Annotated in this window: 18 protein-coding genes; 10 read left to right on the forward strand and 8 right to left on the reverse strand. The window is 73.0% G+C overall.

The annotated features are described in order from the left end of the window. Nucleotides 1-7: 7 nt before the first annotated feature. Both DZA62_RS17320 and DZA62_RS17325 read right to left on the reverse strand, forming a co-directional pair. Entirely contained in the window at nt 8-643 is a 636-nt protein-coding gene (locus DZA62_RS17320; protein ID WP_116950174.1) for a cupin domain-containing protein, read from the reverse strand. A 26-nt stretch (nt 644-669) separates the two neighbouring features. Beyond that, the gene (locus DZA62_RS17325) at nt 670-1,650 is read right to left on the reverse strand and encodes an AraC family transcriptional regulator (RefSeq protein WP_116950175.1); all 981 of its coding nucleotides are present in this window, start codon (nt 1,648-1,650) and stop codon (nt 670-672) included. A gap of 237 nt (nt 1,651-1,887) precedes the next feature. On the opposite strand from DZA62_RS17325, the gene DZA62_RS17330 reads away from it, so the two are divergent. Next, complete coding sequence (locus DZA62_RS17330) at nt 1,888-3,312, forward strand: tryptophanase (protein WP_198663879.1); 1,425 nt, start codon at nt 1,888-1,890, stop codon at nt 3,310-3,312. Here the strand turns inward: DZA62_RS17330 and DZA62_RS17335 are convergent. Further along, a complete protein-coding gene (locus tag DZA62_RS17335) occupies nt 3,224-3,517 on the reverse strand; it encodes a helix-turn-helix domain-containing protein (protein WP_116950334.1) in 294 nt (97 codons plus the stop codon). The genes DZA62_RS17330 and DZA62_RS17335 overlap by 89 nt on opposite strands. 186 nt (nt 3,518-3,703) lie before the next feature. Between DZA62_RS17335 and tsrT the strand changes: the two genes are divergently transcribed. Beyond that, nucleotides 3,704-5,362 (forward strand): tryptophan 2-C-methyltransferase, encoded by a 1,659-nt coding sequence (gene tsrT / locus DZA62_RS17340; protein ID WP_116950335.1) that lies wholly within the window; start codon nt 3,704-3,706, stop codon nt 5,360-5,362. Nucleotides 5,363-5,395: 33 nt separating this feature from the next. On the opposite strand, the gene DZA62_RS17345 is transcribed toward tsrT, so the two are convergent. The 3 genes from DZA62_RS17345 to DZA62_RS17355 form a co-directional block, all read right to left on the reverse strand. After that, entirely contained in the window at nt 5,396-5,599 is a 204-nt protein-coding gene (locus DZA62_RS17345; protein WP_053205609.1) for a cold-shock protein, read from the reverse strand. 68 nt (nt 5,600-5,667) lie between these two features. After that, nucleotides 5,668-6,621: a DNA polymerase domain-containing protein gene (locus DZA62_RS17350; RefSeq protein WP_116950176.1), complete on the reverse strand. Its 954-nt coding sequence runs from the start codon at nt 6,619-6,621 to the stop codon at nt 5,668-5,670. Between the two features lie 49 nt (nt 6,622-6,670). Continuing rightward, complete coding sequence (locus DZA62_RS17355) at nt 6,671-7,585, reverse strand: aldose 1-epimerase family protein (RefSeq protein WP_116950177.1); 915 nt, start codon at nt 7,583-7,585, stop codon at nt 6,671-6,673. A 98-nt stretch (nt 7,586-7,683) separates the two neighbouring features. Here DZA62_RS17355 and DZA62_RS17360 point away from each other — a divergent pair, with 98 nt between their 5' ends. The 8 genes from DZA62_RS17360 to DZA62_RS17395 all read left to right on the forward strand — a co-directional run bounded on the left by DZA62_RS17360 (nt 7,684) and on the right by DZA62_RS17395 (nt 18,568). Then, the gene (locus tag DZA62_RS17360; protein WP_116950178.1) at nt 7,684-8,514 is read left to right on the forward strand and encodes an amidohydrolase family protein; all 831 of its coding nucleotides are present in this window, start codon (nt 7,684-7,686) and stop codon (nt 8,512-8,514) included. Further along, nucleotides 8,511-9,203 carry a ThuA domain-containing protein gene (locus DZA62_RS17365; protein ID WP_116950179.1) on the forward strand — a complete coding sequence of 231 codons (693 nt, stop codon included), beginning with the start codon at nt 8,511-8,513 and terminating at the stop codon, nt 9,201-9,203. Before DZA62_RS17360 ends, DZA62_RS17365 begins: the two co-directional genes overlap by 4 nt. Next, nucleotides 9,200-10,309, forward strand: coding sequence for a Gfo/Idh/MocA family protein (locus tag DZA62_RS17370; protein ID WP_198663881.1), 1,110 nt, complete (start codon nt 9,200-9,202; stop codon nt 10,307-10,309). Before DZA62_RS17365 ends, DZA62_RS17370 begins: the two co-directional genes overlap by 4 nt. Before the next feature lie 9 nt (nt 10,310-10,318). Continuing rightward, the gene (locus DZA62_RS17375) at nt 10,319-12,364 is read left to right on the forward strand and encodes a M3 family metallopeptidase (protein WP_116950181.1); all 2,046 of its coding nucleotides are present in this window, start codon (nt 10,319-10,321) and stop codon (nt 12,362-12,364) included. Nucleotides 12,365-12,675: 311 nt separating this feature from the next. Then, nucleotides 12,676-13,251, forward strand: a complete 576-nt coding sequence (locus tag DZA62_RS17380; protein ID WP_116950182.1) for a TetR/AcrR family transcriptional regulator — start codon at nt 12,676-12,678, stop codon at nt 13,249-13,251. Nucleotides 13,252-13,264: 13 nt separating this feature from the next. Beyond that, on the forward strand, nt 13,265-14,473 hold the full coding sequence (locus tag DZA62_RS17385) for a Cmx/CmrA family chloramphenicol efflux MFS transporter (protein WP_198663882.1): 1,209 nt from the start codon (nt 13,265-13,267) through the stop codon (nt 14,471-14,473). A gap of 9 nt (nt 14,474-14,482) precedes the next feature. Continuing rightward, complete coding sequence (locus DZA62_RS17390; protein ID WP_116950183.1) at nt 14,483-15,298, forward strand: serine hydrolase domain-containing protein; 816 nt, start codon at nt 14,483-14,485, stop codon at nt 15,296-15,298. 27 nt (nt 15,299-15,325) lie between these two features. Next, on the forward strand, nt 15,326-18,568 hold the full coding sequence (locus tag DZA62_RS17395; protein ID WP_408619016.1) for a BTAD domain-containing putative transcriptional regulator: 3,243 nt from the start codon (nt 15,326-15,328) through the stop codon (nt 18,566-18,568). On the opposite strand, the gene DZA62_RS17400 is transcribed toward DZA62_RS17395, so the two are convergent. Both DZA62_RS17400 and DZA62_RS17405 read right to left on the reverse strand, forming a co-directional pair. Continuing rightward, on the reverse strand, nt 18,537-19,328 hold the full coding sequence (locus DZA62_RS17400) for an ABC transporter permease (RefSeq protein ID WP_116950184.1): 792 nt from the start codon (nt 19,326-19,328) through the stop codon (nt 18,537-18,539). The two genes, DZA62_RS17395 and DZA62_RS17400, sit on opposite strands and share 32 nt — an antisense overlap. Beyond that, a complete protein-coding gene (locus tag DZA62_RS17405; RefSeq protein ID WP_116950185.1) occupies nt 19,325-20,293 on the reverse strand; it encodes an ATP-binding cassette domain-containing protein in 969 nt (322 codons plus the stop codon). The genes DZA62_RS17400 and DZA62_RS17405 overlap by 4 nt, the downstream gene beginning before the upstream one ends. Between the last annotated feature and the right edge of the window lie 30 nt (nt 20,294-20,323).

The raw sequence follows: 20,323 nt of genomic DNA on the forward strand, positions 1-20,323 counted from the left end.
GGCCGGCTCAGCCCAGCGCCGAGGAGTACGTGTTCGGCTGCGCCAGCAGCAGCCCGGTCAGCAGCGTGTCCTCCAGCTGCTGGACGAGCACTGAATGGGCGACCAGCCCGAACACCTGGTTCAGCCGCTGCGTCAGCGGCCGGATGATGCCGACGTTGAGGTCGCGGCCGGACCCGCTGAGCAGGTCCATCTCGGGCTCGAACCGCAGCCGTTCGCGCATCGGCCGGGCCAGCAGCCCGGCGAGGTGCTCCTGGTAGTCGGCCGCGCCGACCTTGAAGCACAGCAGCCCGCAGTCGGCGGACCACCAGGTGCGGACGTCGTCGCCGGGCGACAGGACGACCGCCGAGCCCGGCCGCGCCCCGATCTCGCGGTCGCCCAGCCACACCGTGTACGAGCCGGAGAGCACCACCTGGAGCAGGTAGAAGTCCAGCTCACCGGGCGTGGTGCGGGCCTCGGCCCCGAACGACAGATAGGCCGCGCCGATGCGGTCGAGGCGGCGGCCGTTGATGTAGGCGTCGAGGCCGTCGTCGGGCCGCACCAGGTCGATCGGGTGCCGGTGGACGAAGTGGTAGATGACCTCGCGGGTGTGCTCGACGTCGGCCGATCGCAGGAGCGGGAACCGGTCCAAGGGCGTGCTGCTCATGTCCGCAGGGTCATGGCGCCGCCCGTTCACCGTGCGAGCGTCTCCGACGGCAGCTCACCGAAGAGCGCCTGATAGGAACGGGCGAAGCGGCCCGGATGGCCCAGGCCCCACTTCGCGACGATGCTGTTGACCGTGGTCATGTCGCGTTGCGCCGCGAGCAGCTCCTGGTGGGCGCGTTGCATGCGCACGTTCGTGAGGTAGGCCCGCGGCGTGGTGCCGAGATGCTGGCGGAACGCGACCTGCAGTGCGCGGACGCCGACCCGCGCCTCCTTGGCCAGGCTCGCGACGGAGTGCCGCCATTCGGGGTGGCTCTCGATCAGCTCGCGGACGATGGTGACGGCGCGGTGCGGGACGGGCGAGCGCGACGTGGTGTCGATCAGCCCCGAGTAGTTGCTGGGCTGGGCCATCAGCAGACCGGTCATCAGCCAGTCCTCGTACTCCGTCGCCATCAGGGGCCGGTTGATCATGCTGTGGTCCTCGCGGTCCAGCTCGGCGATCAGCAGCCGGAACACCTGCAGCCAGCTGCGGCCGGCGCCGCTGCGGACGTCCATGCCCAGTTCGAACCTGATCGGCTCGGCCAGCGGCGCGTCGATCATGGTGCGCAGGTGCGCCTCCAGCGCGGGCCGCTCGACCCGCAGGATGAGCTGGGCGCAGTCGGCCGACCAGCGCTGCGTCAGCGGTACGGTCGGCGAGACGACCGAGGCGGTGTCGGCGGTGGACAACAGCTCGTCGCCGCCGCACTGGATCAGGCCACGCCCGGACAGCGGCACCTGGACGACGAAGAACGAGTCCAGCTCGCCGGGCTGGATGAGCACGTCGCCGCCGTAGGTGATGTAGTTGGCGGCGATGCGGTCGACCCTGCGGGTGTTCATCTGCGCGTTCAGCTCGGTGGACCGGCCGAGCAGGTCGAGGCGGTGCGGCGTGAAGACTCGGCCGACTACCTCGCGCGCGTGGTCCAGCTCATGGGACTCGAACAACGGGTATCGGTCGAGCGGCACTGTCGTCATGCTGGTTCTCCCCGCGGGCACTCCCCCCGCCACGGCACCGCACCGTTGACACACACATCAGACAAGATCAATTCGCAGGTTAGTACTCACCCCACGACCCGTCACCCCTGCGGAGTGTCACAATCGCGGTGCAAGTGTCACAGTATCGGTCACCGATCCGAACTGGCCCCTTCCAGGCACACTCCGAGTCGCCCAGACTCGGAAGTAGCGAGTCAGAACGGTGGAGGGAGTGCGCCCGTGCCCGCGTTCATGGAGCCGTTCCGCATCAAGGCCGTCGAGCCGATCCCGTTTCCCAGCCTGCGGGAACGCCGCCACGCGCTCCACGAGGCCGGTTACAACCTGTTCCGGGTACCGGCCCGTGTCATCACCATCGACCTGCTGACCGACTCGGGGACGAGCGCGATGTCAGCGGCTCAATGGGCGGCGCTCATGGTGGGTGACGAGTCGTATGCCGGCGCCCGCTCGTACGAACGGTTCGAGGCGGTGGTACACGAGCTGACCGGCTATCCCGAGGTCATCCCGGCGCACCAGGGCCGGTCGGCCGAGCGGATCCTGCTCGGTCAGGTGCTGCGCCCGGGCGACCTCTCCGTCGCGAACACCCACTTCGACACGACGCGGGCCAGCGTCGAGGCGGCCGGTGCGGAGGCCGTCGATCTCCCGGACGCGCACGACGGGCCGGTCCCGTTCGGCGGCGACCTCTCCGTGCCCGCGCTGCGGGAGCTGCTCTCCGGCCCGGACGGCTCCCGGGTGCGGTGCGTGGTGCAGACGGTGACGAACAACGCCAGGGGCGGACAGCCGGTGTCGCTCGGCAACGTCGCCGCGGTCCGCGAGCTGTGCGACCGGCACGGCGTGACGCTGCTGCTGGACGCGTCACGGTTCGCGGAGAACGCCTACCTCATCACCGAGCGCGATCCCGTCCACGCCGGCCGGGCTCCCCGCGATGTCGCCCGAGAGGTGTTCGCGCTGGCCGACGGCTGCTGGGCCAGTCTGAAGAAGGACGGCGTGGCGAACATCGGCGGGCTGATCGCGCTGCGCGACGCCGAGCTGGCCCGCCGCTGCCGCGAACAGTTGATCGCCGTCGAGGGGTTCTCGACCTACGGCGGGCTGGCCGGCCGCGACCTCGACGCGTTGGCCCAGGGGCTCCAGGAGGTGACCGACCCGGACTACCTGCGCTACCGCGCGCAGACGGCGCGGTGGTTCGGCGAGCGGCTGACCGAGGCCGGGCTGCCGGTGCTGCAGCCCACCGGCTGCCACGCCGTGTACGTCGACGCCGCGGTCCTGCTGCCCCACGTACCGCCGCACCGGCTCCCGGCGACGGCGCTGGCCAACGAGCTGTACCTGGCCGGGGCCGTGCGCGTCTCCGAACTGGGGACGCTGGTGTTCGGCCGGGCCGCCCCGGGCGGCGGCGACGACCTGCCGGCGCCGCGCGAGCTGGTCCGGTTCGCGCTGCCCCGGCGGGTCTACACCAAGAGCCACCTCGAGTACGTCGCCGAGACGGCGGCTACCGTGGTGGCGAAGGCGGCGGAGGTGCCTGGCTACCGGATCGTCGAGCAGACCGGGCAGCTGCGGCACTTCACGGCAGTACTCGCGCCCGGCGAGCCTGCCGCGCCGCCCGCGCGGCCTGCTCCAGATCCGACGAGCCCACGTCCAGGACCTGACTGATCCACTGCCGCCAGTACGGGCCGGGGATGCGTTTGCCCCGCTCCCAGCGGGCGACCTCGTCGCGAGTGAGCGAGCCGTTGCCGGAGATGCGGGCGAGCTCGTCGGCGATGCCGTACTGGCTGTAGCCGAGCCGGCTGCGGGCCTGGCGGATCACCGAGCCGACGGGTTCGGCGGGGGGTGTCACGCCTGCGGCGCGGACGATCATCTTCACACACCGAGCGTGATCAATTCTGAGCGATCGCACCAGGACAGAACACGAAGAATCCTGTCCAGTTTGCGAAAAAGCCCAGGTCAGAGCGGCGTCTCAGGAACGGTTCAAAATCGGCCCCCTCCCCTAGGCCGGACCGAGCTGTCAAGCTGGATGATCGACTCCATCCCCGGGGAGGCGTACGTGAACCGCCCGCTCGTGGCGCTGGTGAACCCGAACCTGGTGCACCCGCCCATCACTCCATATGCGCTCGACATCCTCACCACGTCGCTGGAGGCCGCCGGCTTCGAGGTGGACGTGGTCGACCTGACGCTGGTCCGCGACCGCTGGCGGCACACCGTCGCGACCTACTTCGGCGAGCGCCGGCCGGTGCTGGTCGGCATGACGTTCCGGAACACGGACACGATCTACCCGCAGGAACAGCGGGTGTTCCTCGACTCGCACCGCGACATCGTGCGCGAGGTCCAGCGGTCGACGACGGCGCCGATCGTGGGGGGCGGGGTGGGGTTCTCGTCGATGCCGTTCGCGCTGGTCGACTGGTTCGGCATCGACTACGGCGTCAAGGGGCCGGGTGAGGTGACGCTGGTCGAGCTGGCCACGATGCTGGCCAACGGCGACTCACCGGCGAAGGTGCCGGGCCTGATCATCAACCTCGGCCGGGGCGACGTCCGGCAGATCCCGCACCGCACGCCGCTGCTGGCGGAGGGCCGCGTCGACCTGGTGAACCGGGCCACGCCGTACACCCGCCGCTCCGGCGTGCCCAACAAGGTCGACAACCTCGCCTACTACCACCGTGGCGGGCTGGGCAACATCCTGACGAAGAACGGCTGCACGTTCGCCTGCGCGCACTGCGTCGAGCCGGACGCCAAGGGCAACCGGTTCGCCCGCCGCTCCGAGACCGCCGTCGTCGACGAGATGGAGTTGCTGACGGCGCAGGGCGTGCACGACCTGCACACCACGGACAGCGAGTTCAACCTCAACATCGCGCACAGCAAGGCGGTGCTGCGCGAGATCGTCCGGCGCAAGCGGACCGACCGCTCCTCGCCGTTGCACGACCTGCGGCTGTGGGTCTACGTGCAGCCGGCCCCGTTCGACGAGGAGTACGCGGCGCTGCTGGCCGAGGCCGGCTGCGCGGGCATCAACGTCGCGCCGGACCACGTCCGCGACGACGTCCTGGACGGCTGGAAGGTGACCGGCCGCGGCACCCGGTTCTACCGTTACGCCGACGTGCGGCGGCTGTGCGAGCTGGCGACGCAGTACGGCATGCTGACGATGGTCGAGGCGCTGCTCGGCATGCCCGGTGAGACGGCCGAGACCATGCACGACTGCGTCGACGGCCTGCTCGCGCTGGACGCGACGGTGGTCGGCTTCACGCTCGGCCTGCGCGCGTTCCCGTACTCCCCGCTGGGCCGCGACCTCGCCGCCCGCAGCGGCGGCACCCGCGCCGTCCCCGGCCTGCAGTCCAACACGGCGACGGCGCCGATCCTGCTGTCGACACTGGACCAGTGCCACAGCCGGGTGGAGTACGAGAGGCAGTTCATGTTCGACCCGATGGGCGGGTTCCGCCCGGTCTACTACTTCTCCCCCGCACTGCCCGAGGGGGCGCGGAGCACGCACCCGGGCGACCGCTGGCTGACCAGCCTCGAGCTGCTGTGGGAGTGGGTGCCGCTGCACGACCGCCCACGGGTCATGCTGCCGACCGCGCCGGGACTGACGCCGGAGGACAACAACTACGCGGACAACCCGTTCCTGCTACGGCTCACCGAACTGGGCTACAAGGGCGCCTTCTGGTCCCACTGGCCGCTGCGCGCCGAGATCATGGGCGGCACCGTCCCGGCCTGAGGTCCAGACCGGGGCGGCACCGCCGCAGGAAGTTCAGATGGTGCGGACGTTCTCCGCCTGCGGGCCCTTCTGGCCCTGGGTGATGTCGAACTCGACCCGGGCGTTGTCCTCGAGCGTGCGGAAGCCGCTGGAAGCGATCGCGCTGTAGTGCACGAAGACGTCCGCGCCGCCACCGTCCTGCTCGATGAAGCCGAAGCCCTTCTCACCGTTGAACCACTTAACAGTGCCCTGCGCCATGCTGTGTTGCTCCTCTTCGTGGGTTGGTCTGCAACCGCCGCAGACCCTAGCATGCGGGCTGACCGGCTCTATTGCTGCCGCTCCCGGGCGCGTCGCTTGCCCTCGTGCATCGCGGCCACCCGCGCGACGGGAATGGTGTGCCCTTCGTCGACGAGATCGGCGGGCAACCGCTGCGGCCGCGGCATGGCCGCGGCCCAGGGATCGCCGTCGCCGAGCAGGTCCGGCGCGGTGCGCACGGTGAAGTCGAGCGGGGTGACGTCGTCGAGGGCATCCCAGGCGACCGGGAACGACACCGGCAGGCCGGGCCGCAACCGCGGGCTGTATGCGGCGACGACGGTCGCGCCGCCCGCGCGGGTGGAGTCGAGGAACACCTTCCCGCCGCGGTCGTCCTTGATGTAGGCGGTGGTGGCCAGCGCGGGGTCGAGCCGCTCGGCGCGGGCGGCCAGCGCCCGGGTGGCGGCGGCGACGTCCTCGTGCGAGTGCGGTTCCAGCGGCACGAAGATGTGCACGCCCTTCGAACCGCTGGTCTTCACCGCGCCGGCCAGGCCGTCGTTCTCCAGCGCCCGGCGGACGAGGTGGGCGGCGGCCGCGGCGACGGCGAACGGCTCGCCCTCGGGCGGGTCGATGTCCATGATGAGGTGCGTCGGGACGTCCCACCGCTCGGCCAGCACCAGCGTCGGGTGGTACTCGACGGCCCGCTGGTTGGCGAACCACAGCAGCGTGCGGCGGTCGTTGCACAGCGCGTACGACACCTCGCGCTTGGACGCCTGCGCCCAGAGCTGGACGGTCGGGATCCAGGACGGCGCGTACTTGGGCACGTTCTTCTGCATGAAGCCGGGCTGGCCGGGCCGGACCCGGACCACCGACAGCGGCCTGCCGGCGAGGCCGGGCAGCAGCCGCTCGTGCACGGCGTCGAGGTAGTCGACGAGGTCGCGCTTGGTGGCGTCGCCGTCGTCGGACAGCGGCTGGTCGAGGTTGGTCAGCGCGACGCCGTCGCGTTCCTCGTCGGCCGCAGCGCTCACTGTTGCCTCCCTGACGCCATGTGCCGGGCCGCAGTTTGACGCCCCCACCCTACGGGCTCGCGGGCGACCCGGTCAGCAACCGCAGCCCCCATGTCAGCGTCCACGTCTCGTCGGGCAGCAGCCAGCGCAGCGCCTCACCGGTGCGCAGCGCGTTGGGCGGCGCGGTCATCGGCTCGACGGCGACCGCGTCGGCCGGGCCGTCGGCACCCGGGAAGTAGTCGGTGACCCACAGCTGGACGTAGCCGAACGCGGGCTCCTGCCACAGTTCGACGGTGCGGCCGTCGGGCGCCCGCAGGGACGTCGTGACGACGCCGCCGCTGACCGCAAGGTCGGTGAAACAGGCGTGCGCGGTGCCCTCGCCGGCCCGGACGCCGCCCCGCAGGTCGTGACCGGTGCCGGTGACGTCGAACGTGCCGGTGGGGATGTTCCGCTCGTCCAGGTGGAACGCGCGGCCGGCCGGCACGGTGAGCGTGAGGTCGCGGGCCGGGACGTCGCCGATGCGCAGGTACGGGTGCACGCCGAGCGCGACCGGCGCGGGGCCGGTGCCGGCGTTGCGGACGCGGTGCCGGACGGTGACGCCGTCGGGCGTGAGCTCGTACTCCACCGACGTGTCCAGCGCGAACGGGTAGCCCGCCTGCGGCGAGACCGGGGCGGCCAGCGTGACGGAGGCGGATCCGCCGCCGGCGTGGGCGTAGCGGGTGGTCTGCAGCAGGCCGTGGACGGCGTGCCCCGCGGCCTCGGTGATGTTCAGCTGCTGCTCGACCCCGCCGTACGTCCAGCGGCCGCCGTCGACCCGGTTGGGCCAGGGCACGAGGACGGCGCCGGCGGCCAGCGGCGGCGGGCCGAACGCGGTGTGCGGCTCGATCAGCTCGGTGCCGGCGACGGTCAGTGAGCGCAGCGCGGCGGCGTACTCGGACACGACCGCGCGGGTGTCGCCGAGCTGGATCGCATGGGTGCTTGCCACGGGCTCTCCTCGCGCGGGTGACGGTGCTGGCCGCGGTCACTGTAGCCGGGGCGCCCGGTAGCCTGCCCGCGACGCCATCGCCGCGACGGAGGAGCCGCATGCCGCTGATCGACGCGCACCAGCACTTCTGGGACCCGGCCGCGGTCGCCTATCCGTGGATGGACCCGGCCGACACCGTCGTCCACCGGCGCTACGGCCCGGAGCACCTGACGCCGCACCTGCGGCGGCACGGCATCGACGGGACGGTGCTGGTGCAGTCGGCGGACGGCGACGAGGACACCGACGCGATGTTCGCCGTGGCCGCGGACTTCCCGGCGGTCCTCGGCGTCGTCGGGTACGTGCCGCTGGAGGACCCGGCGCGGGCCGCCGACCGGCTGGCGGAACTGACGGCGCGGCCCGGCTTCGTGGGCATCCGCAACCTCATCCACGACCGGCCCGACCCGGACTGGCTGCTGCGGCCGGCCGTCGTCGACGGGCTGCGGCTGCTGGAGCGGGCGGACGTGCCGTTCGACCTGGTCGCGGCACTCCCCCGGCATCTGGAGGTGCTGCTGGAGCTGAGCGAGCGGCTGCCGGAGCTGCGCGTCGTCGTCGACCACCTGGGCGCGCCGCCGTTCGACGGCGACGCCGCGCCGTGGCGCGAGCTGCTGGGCGCGGTCGCCGCGAACCCGCGCGTGCACGCGAAGGTGTCCGGCCTGTACCCCGCGCCGGGCACCGATCTGCGGCCGTGGGTCGACACCGCGCTCGACGCCTTCGGGCCGGAGCGGCTGATGCTGGGCAGCGACTGGCCGATCGCCGAGCGGGCCGGCGGGTTCGACCCGGTGTGGTCCGCGCTGGTCGAGGTGGTCGACGGGTACGGGCCGGAGGTCGCGGAGCAGCTGCGGTCGGCGACGGCGCAACGGTTCTACCGGCTCACCGGGGGTGCACGATGAGGAACGCGCTGGTCGTCCGTGGCGGCTGGTCCGGCCACGCGCCGGTCGAGTCGACCGGCCTGTTCCTCCCGTTCCTGCGCGACGCCGGGTTCGAGGTGCGGGTCTCGGAGTCGCTGGACGTCTACGCCGACGCCGACGCGATGGCCGGCACCGATCTGGTCGTGCAGTGCTGGACCATGGGCGAGATCGGCGCCGACGAGCTGGCCGGACTGACGGCGGCGGTGCGGGCCGGCACCGGGTTCGCCGGCTGGCACGGCGGCATCGTCGACGCGTTCCGGTCCGGTTCGGACTACCTGCACCTGGTCGGCGGCCAGTTCGCGACCCACCCGAGCCGGCCGGCGGACGAGTGCGTGGCCGGCGCCCAGGAGAACAACTACCTGCGGCATCGCATCGAGATCGTGCCGGAGCGGGCCGATCACCCGATCGTCGACGGCCTCGCGGACTTCGAGCTGGAGACCGAGCAGTACTGGGTGCTCACCGACGGCTACAGCGACGTGCTCGCGACCACCACCCACCCGGCCCGGCCGGACCAGCCTTGGCACCGGCCGGTGACCTGCCCGGCGGTCTGGACCCGCGAGTGGGGCGCCGGCCGGGTGTTCGTCGCGACGCCCGGCCACCAGCCGGACGTCCTGGCCGACCCGAACGTGCGGACCATCGTCGAGAGGGGCCTGTTGTGGGCGGCGCGGTGAGCGGGGTCGGGATCGTCGGAACCGGGGCGATCTCCGGGCAGTACCTCGAGACGCTGGGCAAGCTGGGCACGGTGCGGGTGGCCGCGGTGGCCGACCTGGACGACGACCGCGCGCGGGCCGCGGTGGCCGGCCTCGACGGCGTCGCGGCGCTCTCCGTCGACGCGCTGCTCGAGGACCCCGCCGTCGACGTCGTCCTCAACCTGACGCCGCCGGCCGGACACGCACCCATCGCGCTGGCCGCCGTCGACGCCGGGAAGTCGGTCTACACCGAGAAGCCGCTGGCCGCGACGGTCGCCGACGGGCGGCGCGTGCTCGCGGCCGGCGAGGCCACCGGGGTGCGGGTCGGCGGCGCGCCGGACACCGTCCTGGGTACCGGCGTGCAGACGGCGCGGCACGCGATCGACGCGGGGCTGATCGGCACTCCGACGGCGGCGACCGCGACGTTCCTCTGCCCCGGCCACGAGCGCTGGCACCCCAACCCGGACTTCTACTACACCGCCGGCGGCGGGCCGTTGCTGGACATGGGCCCGTACTACGTGACGGCGCTGGTCACGCTGCTCGGCCCGGTGACGTCGGTGCTGGGCGCCGGGAGCACGGCGCGGCCGTCGCGGACGATCGGCAGCGGACCGCGGGCCGGCGAGGTCATCCCGGTCGAGGTGCTGACACACGTCACGGGCGTGCTCACCCACGCGTCCGGCGCGCTGTCGACCGTCACCATGAGCTTCGACGCCGTCGCCACGCGGGCCGAGCCGATCGAGGTGCACGGGCCGGAGGGGTCGCTCGTCGTACCCGACCCGAACCGCTTCGACGGCGACGTGCGGCTGCGGCGCCTGGGCGGCGACGGCTGGGAACCGCTGCCGGTGTCGGCCGGCTACCGCGTCGGCGGCCGCGGGCTGGGCGTCGCGGAGCTGATGACGGCGCCGTCGGCGGGCGAGGCGCGGGCGTCCGGAACGCTGGCGCTGCACGTGCTCGACGTCATGGAGTCGGTGCTGCGCTCGGCGGCCGCGGGCGGCGGCAGCGTCGCCGTCGAGGCGCAGGCGGGGCGGCCGTCGGCGGTCCCGCTGGCCGACGAGCCGGGCCGCGATCCGTCGTCCCTGCTCGGGTAGCGTGCGGTCATGCAGAATCTCGGCGCGGAAGCGCAGAATCCGTTCGACACGATCAGCGAGCTGCCTTACCGGCTGCCGCCGTTCGAGCGCATCGAGAACGCCCACTACCGTCCGGCGTTCGAGCGCGGCATGTCCGAGCAGCTGTCCGAGGTCGAGGCCATCGCCACCGACCCCGAAGCGCCGACGTTCGAGAACACCGTCGTGGCCCTCGAACGGTCCGGGCAGCTGCTGCAGCGGGTCGCCGCCGTGTTCTTCAACCAGGCGTCCTCGGACAGCAACGAGGACATCCAGGCGATCCAGGGTGAGGTGTCGCCGAAGCTGGCGGCGCACTCCGACGCCATCCACCTGGACGGCCGGCTGTTCGCCCGCATCGAGGCGCTGCTGCCGTCGGCCGACGACCTCGACCCCGAGTCGCGGCGGCTGCTGGAGCGCTACCACCTCGACTTCGTCCGTGCCGGCGCCGGGCTGAGCGGCGAGCAGCAGACCCGGCTGCGGGAGATCAACGAGGAGCTGTCGGGCCTGGAGACGGCGTTCCAGAACCGCCTCCTCGCCGACACCAACGCCTCGGCCGTCGTCGTCGACGACGCCGCCCAGCTCGCCGGGCTGTCCGCCGACGCCGTCACCGCAGCCGCCGAAACGGCCCGTGAGCGCGGCCTGGACGGCAAGTACGTCATCACGCTCGGGCTGCCCAGCGGCCAGCCCGTGCTGACATCGCTGACCGACCGCGGGCTGCGCGAGCGCATCCACCGCGCGTCGGTGAGCCGCGGCGCCAACGGCAACGAGCACGACACCCTGCCCACGGCCGCGCGCATCGCGACGCTGCGAGCCGAGCGGGCGGCGCTGTTCGGCCACCCCGACCACGCCACTTACGTGCTCGAGGACCGCACCGCGAAGACGCCGGCCGCCGTCCACGACATGCTCGGCAAGCTGACCCCGGCCGCCGTCGCCAACGCGCACGCCGAGGCGGCCAAGCTGCAGGCGGCCATCGGCGACGAGTTCGAGCTGCGGGCCTGGGACTGGGCGCACTACTCCGACCGCGTCCGTCAGCAGACCTACGACATCGACGCCGCGCAGCTGCGGCCGTACTTCGAGCTGGACCGCGTGCTGCGCGACGGCGTGTTCTACGCGGCCGGGAAGCTCTACGGCCTGTCGTTCACCGAGCGCCCCGACCTCGTCGCCTACCACCCCGACGCCCGCGTCTTCGAGGTGTTCGACGAGGACGGCAGCGGGCTGGGCCTGTTCGTCGGCGACTTCTTCACCCGCGACTCCAAGCGCGGCGGCGCCTGGATGAACTCCTTCGTCGACCAGTCCACGCTGATGGGCACCCGGCCGGTGGTCGTCAACAACCTCAACATCGTCAAGCCGCCGGCCGGCGAGCCCGCGCTGCTGACGTTCGACGAGGTCAACACCATGTTCCACGAGTTCGGGCACGCCCTGCACGGCTTGTTCTCCAACGTCACCTACCCGACGTTCTCCGGCACCAGCGTGCTGCGCGACTTCGTCGAGTTCCCGTCACAGGTCAACGAGATGTGGGCGGTGTGGCCCGAGGTGCTGGCCAACTACGCCGTCCACCACGAGACCGGCGAGCCGCTGTCGCAGGCGCTCGTGCAGAAGCTGCTCGACTCGCAGATCTGGGGCGAGGGCTTCGCGACCACGGAGTACCTGGCGGCGACGCTGCTGGACCTCGCGTGGCACGAGCTCCCCGTGGGGACCGTCGTCGACGACCCGCTGGCGTTCGAGGCGGCCGCGCTCGACCAGGCCGGCGTCGCGCTGGAGTCCGTGCCGCCGCGCTACCGGACGTCGTACTTCGCGCACATCTTCGCCGGCGGCTACAGCGCGGGCTACTACTCCTACATCTGGAGCGAGGTCCTCGACGCCGACACCGTCGAGTGGTTCAAGGAGAACGGCGGCCTGGTCCGCGCCAACGGCGACCACTTCCGTCAGGAGCTGCTGTCGCGGGGCGGCAGCATCGACTCGATGCAGGCGTTCCGCAACTTCCGCGGCCGCGACCCGCAGATCGAGCCGCTCCTCGTCCGCCGCGGCCTCACCCAGTAGCCACACGACGCATCGCCACCCCCGTCCCACTCGGAATGATCACGTTGAGTAGGGGTGTTCCTGCTCCACCCGGCATGCATGCCTGGTGAAGCAGGAACACGCCTAGCTCGAGCGTCGCCCGGACCGCGGAAAGCGGTTGCCACCCTGGCCGCGCCGGAGAGCGCTTACCGCTCGCCCTCCGATAGGCGTCCTCACGCTTCACCAGGCATGCATGGGTGGTGGAGCGTGATGACCCCCACTCAACGTGATCATTTCCAGGGCTGTGGGCGGGTTCTGGACAGGTCAGTTCAGAACCGGCTACGGTGGCGGGCATGGCCCGGCCCAAGGAGTTCGATCCCGAGCACGCCGTCGACGCGGCGATGGACGTGTTCTGGGTGGGCGGCTACGCGGCCACCTCCACCAACGACCTGTGCGAGGGCACTGGCCTGGCCCGCAGCAGCCTCTACAACACCTACAAGAGCAAGCGCGACCTCTACGAGCAGGCGCTGCGCCGCTACGGCGAGCGCACCCGCACCGAGCAGGCCGAACTGCTCGAGCGCCACGGGCCCGTGCGCGAGGTCATCCGCGACTTCCTGCTCCGGGCCGTCGACGCGCAGCTGGCCGATCCGGCGCGGCGGGGCTGCCTCGCGCTGAACGCCGCCGTCGAGCTGGGCGACGCCGACCCCGCCGTCGCGGAGCTGACCCGCGACGACTTCGACACGATCGTCGCGACCATGCAGGCGCTGATCGAGCGCGGCCAGGCCACCGGTGAGCTCGGCCCTGGCGACGCCCGGGCGAAGGCCCGGCTGGTGCACGCGGCGCTCACCGGCATCCACGTCGTCGGCAGGGTCGCCGAGGACCGCACCCGCCTCACTCACATCGTCGACGCGATGGTCGACAGTCTCTGAACCGGGAGCCCTCGTGCGCGTACCGCCGGCCGTCTACGTCCTCGGCTCGAGCGTCTTCGTCCTCGGCACCACCGAGTTCATGATCGCGGGGCTGCTGCCCGAGATCGCGAGCGACCTCGACGTCACCATCCCGCAGGCCGGGCTGCTGATCTCGGCGTTCGCCATCGGCATGACGATCGGCGCACCGGTCATGGCGGTCGCGACGCTGCGGCTGCCGCGCAAGGCGACGCTGCTGGCGGCGTCGGCGGTGTTCCTGGCCGGGCACGTGCTGGGCGCGCTGGCGCCGTCGTACGAGGTGCTGATGGTCGCGCGGGTGGTGTCGGCGGTCGCGACGGGCGCGTTCTGGGCGGTCGCGGCGGTCGTCGCGGTGCGGCTGTCCCCCGCGGACGCGACGGCGCGCGCCCTGGCCGTGCTGGTCGGCGGGCTGACGCTGGCCAACGTGCTGGGCGTGCCCGCGGGGACGTGGGTCGGCCAGCAACTGGGCTGGCGGGCGGCGTTCTGGGCGGTGGCGGCCCTGAGCGTGCTGACGGCGGCCGCGGTGGCCGCGTTGGTCCCGCGCGCGGCGGGGACGAGCGCCGCGCGGCCGCGGGTGCGCGACGAGGTGCGGGTGTTCCGCGGCCGGCGCATCTGGCTGGCACTGGCGACGACGGCGGCGTTCCAGGCCGCGATGTTCGCCGCGTTCTCCTACTTCGCGCCGCTCCTGACCGACGTCGCCGGTCTCGACGAGGCCGACGTGCCGCTGGTGCTCGCACTGTTCGGGCTGGGCAGCTTCCTCGGCATCACCATCGGCGGGCGCATCGCCGACCGCGGGCTGTTCCTCAACATCGTCGGAAGCCTGGTCGCGCTGGCGGTGACGATGACGGTGCTCGCGCTGGTGTCCGGCAGCACCGCCGGTGCGATCGCCGCCGTGTTCGCCGTCGGGGTGGCCGGATTCTCCATCGCACCGGGGCTGAACGCGCGGGTCTTCGTCGTCGCCGGTGACGCGCCCACGCTCGCGTCGTCGGTGAACACGTCCGCGTTCAACGTCGGCAACACGCTCGGCCCGTGGATCGGCGGCGCCGCCATCTCGGCCGGCTGGGGCTACGTCGCGCCGGTCTGGCTGGCGGCGGGGCTGGCGCTGGTCGCGCTCGGCATCGCCGTCGCGGCCTGGGACCAGGAGCGCCGGCACGAGCGCGCGCTGATCCCCGCGGGCGGCCCCGCGCTGGCCACCTGCGACGCGTAGGGTCGGCGCATGGACAGCGTGCGGATCGTGGAGCAGTGGCCGGTCGACAACGCGGCGACGGCCGTGGTGCGGGCCGACGGCACGGTCGTGGGCGCGCACGGCGACCAGCACCGGCCGTTCCGGCTGGCGTCGGTGACGAAGCCGCTCACCGCCTACGCCGCGCTGATCGCCGTCGAGGAGGGCGCGGTCCACCTCGACGACCCCGCCGGACCCGAGGGCTCCACCGTCGCGCACCTGCTGGCGCACACGTCCGGGCTGGCCTTCGACGAGCACAAGGCCGCGTGGGCGCCGGGCCGGCGCCGCCTCTACTCCAACGCCGGGTTCGAGCAGCTGGCCGACCACGTCGCCAAGCGCTCCGGCATTCCGTTCGCCGACTACGTCCGCGACGGCCTGCTCGGCCCGCTCGGCATGACGGAGACCCTCTACGAGGGGTCGCCGGCGTCGGGTGCCCGGTCGACGGTCGCCGACCTGGCGAGGTTCGCCGCCGAGCTCATGGCGCCGGCGCTGCTCGACCCGTCGACGGTCCGCCAGGCCACGGAGGTGGCGTTCCCCGGCCTGGCCGGCGTGCTGCCCGGGTTCGGCATGCAGACCCCGAACGACTGGGGCCTCGGCCTCGAGATCCGCGACGGCAAGTCGCCGCACTGGACCGGCGCCACGAACTCGCCGCGCACGTTCGGCCACTTCGGCCAGGCCGGCACCTTCCTGTGGGTCGACCCCGACCTCGGCGCCGCGTGCATCGCGCTGGCCGATCGCGACTTCGGCACCTGGGCGGTGCAGGCCTGGCCGCCGTACAGCGACGCGGTCGTCGCCGAGCTGCGCGCGTAGCCTGCGACGAAGCGCCGCTGCGGCAGAATGCGTCCGGTGCGCATCGGGATCCTGGGACCGCTGGAGGTCCGCGCCGACGACGACTCGCTGGTCTACGTCGCCGGCGCCCGGCTGCGCGCGCTGCTGATCATCCTGGCGCTCGCGCCGGGCCGGCTGGTCCCGATCGGCCAGCTGATCGACGGCATCTGGGGCGACGACCCGCCGGCCGGCGCCGCGAACGCGCTGCAGGCGCTGGTGTCGCGGCTGCGCCGAGCGCTGCCGGGGCTGGCGATCGAGTCGCACCCGGCCGGCTACCGGCTGGCGCTGGAGCCCGGCGTCGTCGACGCGGCCCGGTTCGAGCGCGAGATCACGGCGGCCCGCACCGCGGCGGACGACGCGGCGACGGAGCACGGCCTGCGGGCGGCGCTGGCACTGTGGCGCGGCCCGGCGCTGCTGGACGTCGCGGGATCGGAGCACTTCGAGGCCGCACGAACGCGGCTGGACGAGCTGCGGCTGACGGCGACGGAGGACCGCGCCGACGCGGCGCTGCGACTGGGCCGAGGGGCCGAACTGACCACCGAGCTGACGACGCTGGTCGCCGAGTACCCGCTGCGTGAACGGCTGGTGGGCCAGCTGCTGCGGGCGCTGGTCGCGGCCGGCCGCCCGGCGGCCGCGCTGGCGGCGTACGAGCGGACCCGTGAGGCGCTGGCCGACGAACTGGGCACCGACCCGTCCGCCGAGCTGGCCGCCCTGCACACCGCCATCCTGCGCGGCGAGCTCGAGCCGGCCCCGGCGGCGGCACCGGCGCCAGCGTCCGTCACGGCTCCGGCGGAGCGGCCCCCGCCCCCGCGGACCAACCTGCGCGCCGGGCTGACCAGCTTCGTCGGCCGCGACACCGACGTCACCCAGGTGCGCGGCCTGGTCGGCGAGTACCGGCTGACGACGCTGACCGGGCCGGGCGGGTCGGGCAAGACCCGGCTGGCGAACGAGGCGTCACGCGGTCTGGTCGACGCGATACCCGACGGCGTGTGGCTGGTCGAGCTGGCGGCGGTCGCGTCCGGCGCGGACCTGCCCGCCGCGGTGCTCGGCGCCCTCGACCTGCGCGACCAGATGTTCCTCGCCTCAGCCGACGACGCGACCGGCCGGCTGGTCACGGTGCTGCGGACGCGCGCGGCGCTGCTCGTCCTGGACAACTGCGAGCACGTCATCGACGCCGCCGCCGCGCTGGCCGAACGGCTGCTCGGCGAGTGCCCCGGACTGCGGATCCTCGCCACCAGCCGCGAGCAGCTGGGCATCACCGGCGAGGCGGTCTGGCCGGTGGAGCCGCTGGCGCTGCCGCCCGAGTCGGACGGCGACACCGGCGACCTGCTGCGCTTCGACGCCGTCCGGCTGCTGGCCGACCGCGCCCGCGCCGCGCGCCCGGGCTTCACCGTCTCGGCCGCCGACGCCCCCGCCGTCGCCCGCATCTGCCGCGCCCTCGACGGCATGCCGCTGGCCATCGAGCTCGCCGCGGCCCGGCTGCGCACGATGACGGCCGAGCAGCTGGCCGCCCGCCTCGACGACCGGTTCCGCCTGCTCACCGGCGGCAGCCGCACCGCACTCCCCCGCCACCAGACGCTGCGTGCCGTCGTCGACTGGAGCTGGGGGCTGCTCCCCGAGCCGGAACGCGTCGTGCTGCGCCGGCTCGCGGTCTTCGCCCACGGCGCCACGGCCGAGGCGGCGGCGCGGGTGTGCGGCGACGGCGCCGACGTGCTGGACCAGCTGGTCTCGCTGAGCGACAAGTCGTTGCTGATGGTCGACGACGCCGGCGACGTGCCGCGGTACCGCATGCTGGAGACGATCAAGGCGTACGGCCTGGAACGGCTCGACGACGCCGGCGAGCGCGACACCGTCCGCCGGGCACACCTCGGCTACGTCACCGGCCTGGTCGAGCGGGCCGAGCCGCACCTGCGCCAGGCCGAGCAACTGCAGTGGCTGCGCCGGCTCGGCGCGATCCACGACGACCTCAACGTCGCCCTGCGCGGCGCCGTCGCCGCCGGTGACGCCCAGGCGGCGGTCGCACTGGCCAGCAAGGCCATGTGGTACTGGTGGCTGTCCGGTCACCGGGCCGAGGGCGCCGAGCTGACCACCGAGGCGCTCGCCGTGCCGGGCGAAGTCGACCGCACCGTCCGGGCCACCGCCTACGCCGGCCTCGCCATCATCGCCACGGCCGGCCTCGGCGACGAGCAGGAGGTCAAGGACTGGGTCGAGGAGGCCGAACGGCTCTCCGGCGGCCACCGGAGCAACCCGCTGCTGCGGATGGTCGGCGGGCTGCGCGACTTCATCAGCTACGGCGACGCCATGTTCACCGACTCGATGGCGACGCTGCTCGATGACGACGACGCCTGGATCCGCGCCCTGGGCCGGCTCAACCACGTCCGGCTGCTGCCGTTCGCCGAACGGCGCGTGCCGTCGGAGCTGGCGCTGGCCGAGTTCCGCGGCACCGGCGAGCGCTGGGGCATCTCGTTCGCGCTGACCACACTGGCCGACCTGCTGGCCCGGCAGGGCGACCTGGCGACGGCGCTGCGCCACTACGAGGAAGCGATCGTCGCCGCAGCCGAGGTCGGCTCCGCCGAGGACGTCGTCTTCATGCGCGGCAAGGAGGCGCAGCTGCGCTGGCTGCTCGGCGACGCCGAGGGCAGCGCCGCCGCGCTGGACCGGGCCGACCGGGAGGCGGCCGGTCTGGCCTGGCCGGACTCCGTCGCCGGTCTCGCGCTGTATGCGAGCGACCTGGCCCGCTGGGCCGGCGACCTTGACGACGCGCACGCGTCGCTGGACCGCGCGGAAGCGCTGATGGCGACGATCTCCGTCCACCCGCTGTTCTGGGCGATGGTCCACGACTCGCGGGGCCACCTCGCCGCCCTCAGCGGCGATCTGACGGCGGCGGCCGCGGAACGGGCCGCGGCGGCGAAGCTGGCGCTGGACATCGGCGACGAGGAGGTGCTCGGCCGGGTGCTCGTCGGCCTCGCCGACCAGGCGATCCGGCGCGGCCGGGCCGACGACGCCGCCTGGTTGCTGGCCGTCGTGACGGTGCTGGCCGGCGGCCTGGACCGCTCGCGGGCCGAACCCGCGCTGGTCGAGGCGGCCGTACGCGCCGCGCTCGGCGACGAGACGGCCGCCGAGCGTTCGGCCGTGGCCGAACGCGAAGTCGCCGGCATCGACGCCGAGGCGGCCATCTCGCGAGTGCGCGAGATGGCCGCGTCGATCCTGGGCCGGCCGGTCAGCGGACCGGAGGCCGACGGAACAGCTTGAGCGCCCAGACGTAGCCGGCGAGGCCGATCACGGCGGTCCAGGCCAGCGCGATGACGGCGTTGTCGCCGATCGCGGTGCCCAGCAGCAGGCCGCGCACGGTCTCGATCACCGGGGTGAACGGCTGGTACTCGGCGAACCAGCGCAGTCCGGCCGGCATCGAGTCGGTCGGGACGAAACCGCTGCCCAGGAACGGCAGCAGCACGAGCAGCGTGGGCAGGTTGCTGGCGGTCTCGACGCTCTTCGCCTTCAGCCCCATCGCCACGGCCAGCCAGGTCAGCGCGATGGAGAACAGGCAGATCAGGCCGATCGCGGCGATCCACTCGGCCACGTTGCCGTTCGTCCGGAACCCGATCAGGAAGGCCACCGCGATGACGATGGCCAGGCCCACGACCGTCTGCAGGAAGCTGCCGATGACGTGCCCGGTGAGCACCGCGCCACGCGAGATCGCCATGGTGCGGAACCGGGCGATGATGCCCTCGTGCATGTCCATGGCGACCGAGATCGCCGTCCCCTGGACCGAGGCCGACACCGTCATCAGGATGATGCCGGGCACCAGGTACGCGATGTAGTCGGCCCGGTCGCCGGCCGGTCCGCCGAGCCCGGCGCCGAGCGTCTCGCCGAACACGTAGGCGAACATCAGCAGGAAGATCACCGGGATGCCGATCAGCTGCACGGTCATGGCCGGGTAGCGGGCCCACCGGCGCATGTTGCGGCGCAGCATGGTGCGCGAGTCGCGGGCGGCATAGGCGAGGGTGCTCATCGGACGGACTCCTTCTCGGCGTCGGCGGTCTCGGCGGGGCGACCCGTGAGCGCGAGGAACACGTCATCGAGGTCGGGGGTGTGGACGGTCAGCGACGCGACCTCGATGGAGGCGACGTCGAGGTGGTCGAGGACGGCGCGCAGCGAGTGGACGTCGCCGTCGCTGGGGATCTGCAGGGCGAGCGCGGCGTCGTCGCGCGTGGAGCCGGCGAACGTGCGCGCCGCCTGGTCGAGCTCGGCCGGGTCGGTGAACTGCAGCCGCAGGTGCCCGCCCGGGATGAGCCGCTTGAGCTCGTCGGACGTGCCCTCGGCGACGATGCGGCCGTGGTCGAGCAGCGCGATCCGGTCGGCCAGCTCGTCGGCCTCCTCGAGGTACTGCGTGGTGAGGAAGATGGTGACGCCGCCGGCGATCAGCTCGCGGATGGCCTCCCACATCGTGCGCCGGGTGCGCGGGTCCAGCCCGGTCGTCGGCTCGTCCAGGAAGATCACCCGCGGATCGCCGACCAGCGTCATCGCCAGGTCGAGCTTGCGGCGCATTCCCCCGGAGTACGTCGACGGGGCCTTCGTCGCGGCGTCCACCAGGTCGAACCGCTCCAGGAGGTCGGCGGTCCGGCGCCGGCCCTCGCGCCGGTCCAGATGATGCAGGTCGGCCATCAGGAGCAGGTTCTCCTCGCCGGTGAGGAGGTTGTCGACGGCGGAGAACTGGCCGGTGACGCCGATCGAGCCGCGGACGCCGTCGGCGTCGGTGGCGAGGTCGTGGCCGGCGACGCTGATGCTGCCGCCGTCGGCCCGGATCAGCGTCGAGAGGATCTGGACAGCGGTGGTCTTGCCGGCCCCGTTCGGGCCGAGCAGGGAGAAGATCGTGGCCTCGGGGACGGTGATGTCGATGCCGTCCAGGACGAGCTGCTCGCCGTACGACTTGCGCAGGCCGGTCGCGGCGATGGCCGTCGGTCGGTCGACTGTCATGGCTCCTCGTTTCGTGGTGTCGCGATGCTG

This window comes from Jiangella endophytica, assembly GCF_003427025.1.
Classification (GTDB): domain Bacteria; phylum Actinomycetota; class Actinomycetes; order Jiangellales; family Jiangellaceae; genus Jiangella; species Jiangella endophytica.